The sequence below is a fragment of the Roseburia hominis genome (assembly GCA_040702975.1).
GTDB classification, from domain to species: Bacteria; Bacillota; Clostridia; order Lachnospirales; family Lachnospiraceae; genus Allocoprococcus; species Allocoprococcus hominis_A.
The window spans coordinates 3,232,044-3,244,769 of the sequence record CP159990.1 but is presented as its reverse complement, the minus strand read 5'-3'; the positions used below and the strand labels follow the sequence as shown (position 1 = coordinate 3,244,769).

Here is a 12,726-nt window from a genome sequence, read left to right as displayed (position 1 = left end):
AAAAATGCGGGATCCCGTTTCCATTCGGTAGATCCCGCATTTTTTGACATTTACATTCGAAAAATCTATTTATTTCCTTCAACCTCAGCCATCTTAAGTGCACGAACCTTAAGCGGCAGACCGAACAAGGTGATGAATCCGCTTGCGTCGTGATGGTCGTACAGCTCTCCGGTAGTGAAGCTTGCCAGGGACTCGCTGTACAGTGAGTACGGAGAGGTAGTTCCGGCTTTGATGATATTACCTTTGTAAAGTTTGAACTTCACTTCACCGGTCACATATTCCTGCGTGGACTCAACAAATGCCTGAATTGCCTCGCGAAGCGGCGTGAACCATTTTCCTTCGTAAACAATCTGCGCAAATTTGTTGCCCATATCCTTTTTCACTTCCATTGTAGCGCGGTCAAGCACCAGTTCTTCGAGCTGGTCGTGAGCTTCCATCAGAATGGTTCCTCCCGGAGTCTCATAGACGCCGCGGGATTTCATACCAACGACACGGTTCTCAACGATATCCACGATACCGATACCGTGCTTTCCGCCAAGTACGTTCAGCTTGCGGATAATATCGGCAACGGACATCTCCTCGCCGTTGATGCTCTTCGGCACGCCCTTCTCAAAGGTCATGGTGACATATTCGCCTTCGTCCGGCGCTTTTTCCGGAGTCACGCCGAGTACCAGAAGGTGGTCAAAATCCGGTTCATTTGACGGGTTTTCCAGTTCCAGTCCTTCATGACTGATGTGCCATAAATTACGGTCACGGCTGTAGCTGTGGCTGGCGTCGAACGGAAGATTGATGCCATGCTGACGGCAGTACTCAATCTCTTCCTCGCGGGACTGCATGGTCCATACGTCTGTCATTCTCCACGGAGCGATGATCTTGAGATCCGGAGCGAGGGCTTTGATTCCAAGCTCGAAACGAATCTGGTCATTTCCCTTACCGGTAGCGCCGTGGCAGATTGCGGTAGCGCCTTCTTTTCTTGCAATCTCTACCAGCTTTGCTGCGATTCCCGGACGAGCCATGGAAGTTCCCAGAAGGTATTTGTTCTCATAAACAGCGCCCGCCTGCACACAGGGAACGATATAATTTTCACAGAAATCGTCGGTGATATCTTCAATATATAATTTGGACGCTCCGGACAGTTTCGCTCTTTCTTCCAGCCCGTCGAGTTCCTCTCCCTGACCGCAGTCGATGCAGCAGCAGATAACCTCATAATCAAAATTTTCCTTTAACCACGGAATGATCGCGGTGGTGTCAAGTCCGCCGGAATAAGCCAGAACAACTTTCTCTTTCATATGTATTGCCTCCTAAAAAATCTTATTTTCTATTCTCGCGAGAGTGATCTGTCCGATACCCATCATATAAAGATGATAAATAGGTGTACCCAAAGGGCATCCCGTATGGCCATTCGGCCGTTTCACAAGGTATGTTGTACGGACAGTTATCTGCGGGGTTCTCAATCAGTACATGAAACACTATACACTATAACTTATAATTATGCAATATAAAATTGATAAAACTTTCAAAAATGTTAATTATATGCAAAAACATGCATAAAACAAAGCGGTATACATAAAATATGCATAAACGTAAAAGAGGAGTATTTCAAAATATGCAGGATATTTTAAGAAGAGTTTTGTGAAAGTACAATATATTCGGAAAAAATGCTTGACATTTGTTGAATAATCTGTAAAATAGAACGAAAGAAACGCTTTATCGTGGTAAAATGGCAAAGGAGAGAACGTTATGGGGAATATGTATAAAATGAATAATAACTGCATATATACTTTCGTTCCTGCGCTGCTGCAGATGAGCAGTGTGGTCTTTGTTGCCAAGCATACCCAAGTGAATGTACAGTGGACATTCATCCCGGCTTCCATGAAGTCTTCGGTGATGGGCTTACCGTCCCTCGCTTTTGTTCCGTGTCGACCGTGTCCCCTGGGGACGCACATAGTGGACAATTAAATATAGGCGGGTAACGATAGCCAGAGTTTCTCATTATGATGATTTCGTAAAGAGTATGGATAAGTGAGGGAGCTGATTCATAGGAAAGTATGTATGAGGGATTGGGAAGGAGATCCTATGAGGTATTTCCACAGCAAGTCGCATGAGTGCTACCATGCGATAGGAAGAAGATAAAGTCTGTGGGACATCTCATCGTATTCGAAAGCGGATAGGGAAGTTTCTTGAATTATAGAAAGTTCAGAGAATGCATTCTCAGATAACATAATCCAAATAAGAAAGCGAAAGCAAGGGTACAGTATAACTGGATACGTTTCCCTTGCTTTTTCTGTTGCCATGCATGCCTAAGTGAACGTCCAGTGGACGTTCATCCCGGTTGCCAAGCATACCTAAGTGAAGGTATGGCGGATATCTGTTTGGGATAACATTTTTGCAGGATTATGCTATGACAAGAGAAAACAGCGAAATCTTATAGGAAGAAACTCTATGAACATTTGAAATTAAACTAGAAAAAGGAGAAGAAGAGTGAAAAATAAAGTAGATTTTGGCAGCACTTAAATAAGGGGACATAATCCCCACATTTTTACAATATTCAATAAAACTGAATAAGAATTAGTTATCGTTGCGTTTTACTAATTTAGAGCTATCATAACCAAGGCTTTCAAGGTAAGCGAAAACATTGCTTTCATTTAGAACAACGCGTTCCACATGGTTTTGGGGATTCACCAATTCCTCATAGTCAGTAGGCGTAAATGGCTTCTTTTCAGATACCATATGGTAAATACAGACCATCATCATTCTTGCGATTGCAATAATTGCTTTCTTGTGGCCACGGCGCTTTTTAAGCCTGCCATACTTGATTGCAAAATAGGGCTGTTTTTTGCTTTTGATTGCAGCAAGGGCACACTGTACCATCATTGGTTTCAGATAATCGCCCGCTTTAGAAATTCGGACAGTTTTTTTCTTGCCGGCGGATTCATTGTTCGCAGGGGAAAGACCACACCAGGAACAAAGGTGTTTGGCATCATCAAAGATGTCCATGTCTACACCTGTTTCAGCAAGTACAATGGCAGAACTCAATTCCGTCATGCCTGGCATGGTGTTTACGAATTCGACAAATTCATAATAAGGTTTTATGCGGACATAGAGCTCTACATCGGTCTGGGTAATCATATCATCCAGATATTCCAGATGTCCGCGGGCAAGTTCCAGCTTTTTGGCCTGGTCTGTTTCAATGCGGTAGCCTTTAATAGCCTCAATGATTTCATCAGACTTGGCTTTTGCACCCTTTTTTATAAGTTTGCGGACGGCTTTTTCATCAATGCTATCAGCGGTATGCTCCAGCAGGTAAGACATGATTTCGGTTGCCGTTTTGCCAAAAGGGTCCGACAGTACGCTGGCAATACCAACATTAGAAACCGTCATGCAGTTCTGGATGCGGTTCTTCTCCGAAGATTTCATGCAGACCAGCTTAAAACGGTATCTTGTGATTTCCCGGAGCTGTCGAAAATCTTTTGGAGGGATAAAGGAGCACCTGACAAGGTCAAATTTGTAGAGGTCGGCAATCCATTTGGAATCTTTTTTGTCCGTTTTCTTACCCTTGAATTCCCGATAAGCCAGTCGTGAAACTTCCGGATATCCGAATTGATGGTGGAAAAGGATTTCTGGTTATATTCGGATATTCCGTCTGAATTGGTAGTTACAATGGTTGCAACGATAACGTTTTTGTGGACATCAAGCCCACAGCAGATGGAGTATTTTAACTTCATCATAAGTATCACCACCTTAATAAAAAGGAATAGCAACATTGACTGTCATCCTGCGACTGAATAAACATGGTTTATTACCAATGATAAGAGTCCGGGCTCAAAGTCCCACTTGTTTGTGCTTGAAAGGATGACGGCACATATAACCATACGGGGTCGAAATAAATTCGCCACTCCTCCTTCCGTGCTCTGTAGTGTATTGCTATTCCTAAGACCATTATAAACAAAGTGGAGGAGAGACACAACAAGCTTTTTCATGTCTTGTTTGTGCCTTGAGCGAAGCGAAAGGAATGATAAAAACCATGGAACTTAGAGCAGCATTGCGGGAGAAAAAAAGAATTGTGATTAAGGTAGGAACTTCTACAGTGACCTACGAGAAAACAGGGAACATTAACCTGGATAAGCTGGAAAAATTTGTGCGGATTCTGATCAATCTTCGAAATAAAGGCAAAGAGGTCATCGTGGTCTCCTCCGGCGCCGTGGGGATCGGAAAGAACGTCCTCGGAATTGAAGGCAGGCCCAGGGGAGCGGTAAAACAGGCCTGTGCGGCTGTCGGGCAGGGAAGACTGATGATGATTTATGAGAAATTTTTTGCAGAGTACAGCCAGCTTACCGCGCAGGTGCTCCTTACCAAGGAATCAGTGTACAGCGAGAACTGCCGGAACCATGCGAAGCGCACCTTTGAGGAACTTTTGGAGATGAATGTGGTGCCGATTGTAAATGCAAATGACGCCATCTCGGTGGACGAAGACAGCTACGGGAATTTCGGAGATAACGATACCATGTCGGCAGATGTGGCGGCACTTGTAGGGGCGGATCTCCTGATTATGATGTCGGATATCGAAGGTCTTTACACGGACGATCCCCGCAAGAATCCAAATGCCCGGTTCGTGCATACCGTGAACCGGATCGATCCGGCTCTGGAAGAGATGGGAAAAGGAGTAGGAAGCGAGCTTGGAACCGGGGGGATGGCGACAAAGATCGAGGCCGCCAAGATTGCCACGGAGGCCGGGGCCGATATGGTCATCGCGAACGGAGATAACATTTATGCAATTAATGACATCATGGCAGGAAAAAAGGTAGGGACTTTATTCCTTTCCAAGGAGCATCAGTATGACGGGGAAAATGAACTGGCGCCGGAGAGGGAACCCTACCGGAGACCTGCGAAGCATCGCAGAAAAATGGAGTATAGAAATACAGATAGGAGGAAGGCAGCATGCAATATGTAAAACAGTTAGGAATGCAGGCAAAAGAAGCGGAAAAGAAAGTCATGTATCTGGGAATGAAAGAAAAGGAGAGAGGGCTTCTGGCCGTGGCGGACTCTCTGGAAAAGAAAGCAGACTATATAATAGAAGAAAACCTGTTGGACATCGTGTTCGCGCATGAGAAAAATATGAGCGCCCCGCTTATTGATCGTCTGGTCCTTGACAAGAGACGGATTCGGGATATGGCAAACGGCCTCAGACAGATCGCGGCCCTTCCTGACCCAATCGGAGAGACGGTTTCCATGACCGTAAGGCCAAATGGTCTCCAGATCGGAACCAGGAGGGTACCCCTCGGGGTGGTTGGCATCATTTACGAGGCCCGGCCGAATGTGACGGCAGACGCCTTCGGGTTGTGTTTCAAAACAGGAAATGTGACAGTACTTCGGGGCGGCAGCGATGCGAATAAATCCAATAGGGCGATCGTCAGTTGTATCAGGGAAACACTGAAAAAAGAGGGACTTCCGGAAGACGCGGTCCTGTTAGTGGAGGGCACCAGCCATGAAGCCGCCACGGAAATGATGAGAATGAACGAGTATCTGGACGTGCTGATTCCCCGCGGGGGCGCAGGGCTGATCCAGTCGGTGGTGGCTAACAGCACGGTTCCCGTCATTGAGACCGGAACGGGAAACTGCCATATTTATGTAGATGAATTTGCAGATGTCCAAATGGCTGCCGATATTATTGAAAATGCAAAAACGCAGCGTTTGGGCGTATGTAATGCATGCGAGTCTCTGGTCATACATAAGGACATCGCTAGGGAGGCGATTCCGGTTATTTGCAAGAGACTGTTCGCGAAAAATGTGGAGGTACGCGGCGACGAGCGGGCAAGAATAGCCGAGCCATGGATTAAGCGGGCGACCGAGGAAGACTGGGGAAAAGAATATCTGGACGCGATCATTTCCGTGAAAGTGGTGGATTCCATCGAGGAGGCGGTGGAGCATATCAACCATTATAATACGGGACATTCTGAAGCCATCATCACAAAGGATTATGCGCATGCACTGTATTTTCAGGAGCGGGTCGATGCGGCGGCAGTGTATGTTAATGCCTCCACCAGATTTACGGACGGAAATGAATTCGGATTTGGAGCAGAGATCGGCATCAGTACGCAGAAACTCCATGCCAGAGGACCGATGGGGCTTAAGGCGCTGACGACGACAAAATACGTGATATTTGGGAATGGACAGATTCGATAATTGGTTGTGATTTGGGTAGAATTCGGCTATAATAAAACTACGAATGTGACGCGCAGGCAGGGAAAGGAAAGTGGTTTTATGGCACGGACCGTATCGATAGGATATCAGGAATTTGAGGATCTGATCAGGAATCAATTGTTTTATATTGACAAGACCAGATTTATTAAGGAATGGTGGGAACGCAGGGACCGGGTGACGCTGATTGCCCGGCCGAGAAGATTTGGAAAGACACTTACGATGAGTATGGTGGAACAGTTCTTTTCCGTGGAGTGCGCCGGGAGCGAGCTGTTCCTGGGACTTGCTGTTTGGCAGGAGGAAGTTTACCGCAAATTACAGGGAAGCTATCCGGTGATCTCCCTCAGCTTTTCCAATATAAAGGAAACCAGTTATGAGGAAACAAAGAAAAAAATCTGTAAGATCATTCAGCTGTTATACCGTCGGTATAGTTTCCTTTTGGAAGGAGAATTGCTAAGTTAGAGTGAAAAGGAAGAATTTCAGAGAGTGTCGGCAGATATGCCGGATTATGAAGCGTCTTTGTCCTTGCAGCAATTATCTGCATATTTGTATCGTTATTACGGGAAAAAGGTGATTATTCTGTTAGATGAGTATGATACACCGATGCAGGAGTCTTTCGTAAACGGATACTGGGAGCAGCTTTCGGCATTTATCAGAAATCTGTTCAATGCGACCTTTAAGGGAAATACTTACCTGGAGCGTGCGATTCTGACCGGAATCACCCGGATCAGTAAAGAGTCTATTTTCTCGGATCTGAATAATTTAAAGGTGGTCACGACTACTTCGGAGGAATATGCAGATTGTTTCGGTTTTACGGAAACAGAAGTGCAAAATATATTAAAAGAATACGGATTATCTGACAAAATGCAGGAAGTAAAAAGCTGGTACGATGGCTTTACATTTGGGAGCCATACAGACATTTATAATCCGTGGTCTATTTTAAATTATTTAAGTACCGGTAAATTGGGTGCATATTGGGCAAATACCAGTTCGAACGGCCTGGCGGGAAAGGTGATTCGCGAGGGCAGCAAGGATATCAAGCAGAATTTTGAAGCGTTGATCCGTGGGGAAGAAATTGAAGTCGTATTAGATGAACAGATTGTGTATGACCAACTGTTCGTGAAGGAAAGTGCGATCTGGAGTCTTCTGCTTGCGACGGGATATTTAAAAGTGAAGGGGACGCGATTCGTAGAACAGACGGGGCGCAGTTATTATAAACTTGCGCTTACCAATAAAGAAGTGCGGATCATGTTCGGAGATATGATACATGGCTGGTTCTCAGACTACGACAGTGGATATAATGACTTCATCAAAGCGCTTTTGCAGGACGATGTCAGAGCGATGAATGTATATATGAACCGGGTCGCGCAGGCAACGTTCAGTTTCTTTGATAGCGGCAATAAGATGTCAGCGGAGAGGGAACCAGAGCGATTCTATCATGGTTTTGTTCTGGGACTTGTTGTAGAACTGGAAGACCGCTATGGGGTGACCTCCAATCGGGAAAGTGGATTTGGGAGATACGATGTGATGCTGGAACCTAAAAATCATGCAGATACTGCAATGATTCTTGAGTTCAAGGTTCAGGATCAGGTGGAGGAAAAGGATTTACAGGATACGGTGAAGGCCGCCCTTAAGCAAATTGAGGACAAGAAATATGAAGTTGCGCTTCTTGCCAGGGGAATACCGGAGGAGAATATACGAAAATATGGTTTTGCCTTCCAGGGGAAGGAAATTCTTATTGGGAAATAAAATGTGGTATAGCGGAAAATAAAGATATTTCTTTGCGAGTAAAAATGATTAGAAAATTTTGTTTCATGAACTGGAAAAATCGGAATTTGAAAACCATGATTTCATAAGCGGTTACTGCCCCTCATAGGGCTTTAATAAAATCCTCCAAAACGCCCCCAAACAAAGGATTTATCGCAATATGTTAGCCTTATCCATTTATACGATTTCACTTGTGTTTATGCTTCCCTCGCTACCTCATAAGGGCAAAAACAAGGGAAGAAAAATCTAATAACAGGCTATAGCAGCGTGTGGCAATTGAAAAATGTACCGCGTATGCAAATGCATTATGTAAGAGGAGAAGCCAAATGAAATATCCTAAAATGATTATATTTGATTATGGACATACTCTTTTATATGAACCCGGTTGGGATTCCGTTAGAGGCAATGCAGAACTTCTGAAATATGCTACGAAGAATCCTAACAACTACACTCTTGAGGATGTCAGAAAAGCTGCGGAGTTGATTTTCGGGAAACATATCGAAAGCATTCGTAAAATCGGCTATGATATATGCGGTCAAGTTGGTGACAAAGTATTGTATGAGTATCTTGGAATTGAGTTTTCACTTACGCCGCTTGAGATGGAAACCGTTTTTTGGAACGGTGCTTCTAAGGGCGAAACTATGCCGGGTGCTGATAAAATGCTTGATTACATAAATGAAAACGGCATACGAAGTGCTGTCATCAGTAACCTTCTGTGGTCGGGAGCTGCTTTAACTGAACGGCTCAATAGATTATTGCCGGAGAATCAATTTGAGTTCGTTATGACCTCGAGTGATTACCTTATGCGAAAGCCTAATCGCATTTTGTTCGATATTGCTTTACAAAAAGCTGGTGTCTGTGCCGATGAAGTATGGTATTGTGGTGATAACCCGCAGGCAGATATTGAAGGAGCGTCGCAAGTCGGTATTTACCCCGTATGGTATGATAATGACACGGAAAAAGACTACAAAGATCGCTCCACTGAACATGTGCCTGAGTGTGAACACTTGCATATCCACGGATGGAATGAGATGATAGATTTGTTAGAGAGAATAAGAGTATAAAAAGCGCATTTCACTGACGAAGACGGAAATACCATGAGCACAAATTATATTTTTGTGCGAGGCGTGTATTTCGCTCTCAAACGCCGAGGGCTTTTACCCGCCGAAAAAGCATTTTGTATTCAGATAACTAGAATTCCCTTGTTTCGGCTCATAAGGGCAAAAACAAGGGAAAATACATAAGGACAGAACACAAAACAAGCGAAACGCCTTGAAAATACAACATTTTCAGAGGGCTTGATAGATAAATCGGAATTGGCAAAGGAGATAAACGGACATGAAAAAGAAAATAGTCATATTGTTATCTGTCGTAGTAATTCTTCTGGTTGGCATTGCTGTTTGGTATAATGTTCCAATCGACTTAATGAATTTAGATCATAACGAAGTTAAAGAAATTGTTGTTTTTAATGGAAATAGTGGAAATACAACACACATTACCGACAAAGAGCAAATTCAATATATTATTGATAATTTGAATGACGTTGAAGTAAAGAGGTCAAAACCATCTATTGGCTATACTGGATATAGCTTCAAATTGACTATTTATCTATCCGATGGTAATGAAGCAGATGATTGGAATAATTTTATTATCAATTCAGGTGATACGATTAGAAAAGACCCGTTTTTCTATTCTGTCATAAAGGGAAAAATTGATTACAGCTATATAGAGAATATTGTAGAATAGTACGGGGGCTTTTTGCGCACAAATTAAAAGTTTTAAGATGACAGTTAACTTCAAGTTTTTGGAGGTCTATGAAAGATGGAAATGGAATTTATAAAAATAATCTAATAGAAGCCAAAAGACAGAGTGATTCAACATTATTTATAATTTGAAGAGGTAAAAGACATGATATTAAAAAATAAATATCCCATATGTGAATTTGATACTAGTAAAAATCCGATTATTCAACCAGGGGATTTTCTGGCTAAAAGTCTTCCGGAAAAATGTGTTATTACTTTTTTCAGGAAGGAACTGGATCGATATGCCCGGGAAAACAATCTTCCTGTCATCGGTTACCTTAACTCAGAAGTGTTTGACATACCTATTTATGAGTATGCATATGGTACAAACAGACTTTGTATTACGATGGCATTTTGTGGTGCGCCTGGTGCGGCTGTAACGCTTGAAGAACTATATGCTATGGGATGCAAAAAGTTCATAATTTGTGGAGGAGCAGGGGCATTAACAAAAGACAGTAAAGTGGGAGAAATCATTATCCCGGTCTCTGCTGTTAGAGATGAGGGGACATCCTATCATTACTTAGAACCATCTCGCGAAGTTGAATGTCATAAAGAGACAGTTGAAATTGTCATTTCGAGTTTGAAGCAAATGGGAATTCCATTTACAACAGGAAAAACATGGACAAACGATGCCATATACAGAGAAACACCTGACAAGATTGAATTAAGGCGAAACGAGGGCTGTATCACTGTGGAAATGGAAGCGGCAGCTTTTTTGCAGTGTCTCAATATTATGATATTCCGCTTGCCCAGTTGCTATATGCTGGTGATGATGTAAGCGGTGAGGTGTGGGATTCTCGAAATTGGAATATGCAAAAGAACATACGGGATAATTTGATTTCCTGTGCGGTTGAGATTGTAAAGAAATTGTAATGGGTTATGTGTTTATAATTTTGCTCTCAGAACTCACGGAAAGCATACAATCCCTATTCAAAAAAACGATAACTGCACCTCCAAGGGTGCAGTCCCTACTACGAAAAACGCCCTAACCATGGGCGTTTTCGCATACTCATAAAACGATAGCCGATTGTACCCAAGGGCATCCCGTATGGCCATTCGGCCGTTTCACAATGAATCAATTTGATTACGCAATATGGTGTGAGAGGTCGTAATTTCTTATAATTAAGAAATTCTTCCTACTCGATTAAGAGGAGGAAAAATAAAAAAAGTATTGCATAATATGCATAAAAGATGTATAATTATGCAATCGTATTCTATATCACACAAAAACAGGAAGAAACTCTTTACTTTAAGAAAGTTATGGGGTATAGTGTTTATGAATTATGCCCAGGCATAAGCCGGCAGGATAAAAGTGATGCTAGGGAAGCACTCAGCAGGAGGAAAAAATCATGATTAAAGCAGGAATTATTGGTTCTACCGGATACGCCGGAGGCGAGCTGGTACGAATTTTGACAGGACATAAAGACGTAGAGATCAAGTGGTTCGGTTCCAGAAGCTACATCGACAAGAAGTATGCTTCTGTTTATCAGAATATGTTTCAGATTGTAGATGCGGTGTGCATGGACGATAATATGGAAGAGCTTGCAGATCAGGTAGATGTGATCTTTACGGCTACTCCCCAGGGACTCTGCGCATCTCTGGTAAATGAAGACATTCTCTCCAAAGTGAAGATCATCGATCTGAGCGCGGATTTCCGGATCAAGGACGTGAATGTTTATGAGAAATGGTACCAAATTGAGCATAAAAGCCCGCAGTTTATAGAAGAGGCGGTGTATGGACTTTGCGAGATCAACCGTGAGGATATAAAAAAGGCGCGCCTGGTCGCGAACCCGGGCTGCTACACCACATGCTCGATTCTGACGGCATACCCGCTTGCAAAAGAGGGACTGATCGATATGGATACCCTGATCATCGATGCAAAGTCGGGAACCTCAGGAGCAGGACGCGGCGCCAAGGTGGCGAATCTGTTCTGCGAGGTAAATGAGAATATGAAGGCATACGGCGTGGCGTCTCATCGCCATACGCCGGAGATTGAAGAGCAGCTTGGCTATGCGTCCGGCAGGAAGGTCCTCCTTAATTTCACCCCGCATCTGGTGCCGATGAACCGTGGAATTCTGGCGACGGAATATGCGAAGCTGACACGCCATGTCACCTGGGAAGAGGTAAAGGCGGTATACGATAAATATTACGCGAAAGAGAGATTTATCCGCGTATTGGATCAGGACGTCTGCCCTGAGACGAAATGGGTAGAAGGCAGCAATTATGTGGATATCGGGTTTAAGATCGACCCGAGGACGGGACGAATCATTATGATGGGCGCCATTGATAACCTGGTAAAAGGCGCCGCGGGACAGGCCGTGCAGAATATGAACCTGGTGTTCGGCCTGCTGGAGGATACAGGGCTTGATCTGGTGCCGATGTTCCCGTAGGAATATCGCGGGAATGTAATCTGAAAGAAACGCACTTATATATAGAAGGAAAGGAATAGGAAGCAATGGAATTTCAGGTACGAGCTATGACAATCGAAGATTATGAAGAGGTCTATGCGTTATGGATCAAGATCAAAGGATTTGGAATCCGAAGCATCGATGACTCCCGGGAAGGCGTGGCGCGTTTCCTGAGACGGAATCCTTCCACCAGTGTGGTGGCAAAGTCGGACGGGAAGATCGTCGGCGCGATCCTGTGCGGCCACGACGGACGGCGCGGCTGCCTCTATCACGTATGTGTGGACCCGAGGTACAGGCGTCGGGGAATCGGTAAAAGCATGGTGGTTTATGCGATGGAGGCGTTAAAAGCAGAAGAGATCAACAAAGTTTCTTTGATTGCATTTACGAAAAATGATATCGGAAATGCATTCTGGAACACCATCGGGTGGACCCGGCGGCAGGATTTGAATTACTATGATTTTACATTAAATGAGAAAAATATTACGGCATTTATAGAGGAAACTTCATTTTAGCAAGTGTAGAAAAGCGATTTGGACAGAAAGGAAAAAAGA

9 protein-coding genes and 1 pseudogene are annotated in these 12,726 nt (G+C 43.9%); 8 read left to right on the top strand and 2 right to left on the bottom strand.

What is annotated here, in order from left to right; translation table 11 throughout:
* Window positions 1–65: 65 nt before the first annotated feature.
* Together ABXS75_15015 and ABXS75_15010 are read right to left on the bottom strand one after the other, a co-directional pair.
* Entirely contained in the window at window positions 66–1,289 is a 1,224-nt protein-coding gene (locus ABXS75_15015) for an argininosuccinate synthase (GenBank protein ID XCP84358.1), read from the bottom strand.
* A 1,279-nt stretch (window positions 1,290–2,568) separates the two neighbouring features.
* A complete protein-coding gene (locus ABXS75_15010; protein ID XCP87168.1) occupies window positions 2,569–3,576 on the bottom strand; it encodes an IS110 family transposase in 1,008 nt (335 codons plus the stop codon).
* A gap of 448 nt (window positions 3,577–4,024) precedes the next feature.
* On the opposite strand from ABXS75_15010, the gene proB reads away from it, so the two are divergent.
* The 8 genes and pseudogenes from proB (at window position 4,025) to ABXS75_14970 (ending at window position 12,687) form a co-directional block, all read left to right on the top strand.
* Window positions 4,025–4,951: a glutamate 5-kinase gene (gene proB, locus ABXS75_15005; protein ID XCP84357.1), complete on the top strand. Its 927-nt coding sequence runs from the start codon at window positions 4,025–4,027 to the stop codon at window positions 4,949–4,951.
* Window positions 4,939–6,183 (top strand): glutamate-5-semialdehyde dehydrogenase, encoded by a 1,245-nt coding sequence (locus ABXS75_15000; protein ID XCP84356.1) that lies wholly within the window; start codon window positions 4,939–4,941, stop codon window positions 6,181–6,183. The genes proB and ABXS75_15000 overlap by 13 nt, the downstream gene beginning before the upstream one ends.
* A 78-nt stretch (window positions 6,184–6,261) precedes the next feature.
* Window positions 6,262–7,947, top strand: a pseudogene (locus tag ABXS75_14995) (AAA family ATPase).
* 344 nt (window positions 7,948–8,291) lie between these two features.
* Window positions 8,292–9,029, top strand: a complete 738-nt coding sequence (locus tag ABXS75_14990) for an HAD family hydrolase (protein ID XCP84355.1) — start codon at window positions 8,292–8,294, stop codon at window positions 9,027–9,029.
* A 274-nt stretch (window positions 9,030–9,303) separates the two neighbouring features.
* Window positions 9,304–9,711, top strand: a complete 408-nt coding sequence (locus ABXS75_14985; GenBank protein XCP84354.1) for a hypothetical protein — start codon at window positions 9,304–9,306, stop codon at window positions 9,709–9,711.
* Window positions 9,712–9,873: 162 nt separating this feature from the next.
* Window positions 9,874–10,545: a nucleoside phosphorylase gene (locus ABXS75_14980; protein ID XCP84353.1), complete on the top strand. Its 672-nt coding sequence runs from the start codon at window positions 9,874–9,876 to the stop codon at window positions 10,543–10,545.
* 571 nt (window positions 10,546–11,116) lie between these two features.
* A complete protein-coding gene (gene argC, locus ABXS75_14975) occupies window positions 11,117–12,157 on the top strand; it encodes an N-acetyl-gamma-glutamyl-phosphate reductase (GenBank protein ID XCP84352.1) in 1,041 nt (346 codons plus the stop codon).
* A gap of 65 nt (window positions 12,158–12,222) precedes the next feature.
* The gene (locus ABXS75_14970; protein XCP84351.1) at window positions 12,223–12,687 is read left to right on the top strand and encodes a GNAT family N-acetyltransferase; all 465 of its coding nucleotides are present in this window, start codon (window positions 12,223–12,225) and stop codon (window positions 12,685–12,687) included.
* Window positions 12,688–12,726: the final 39 nt, after the last annotated feature.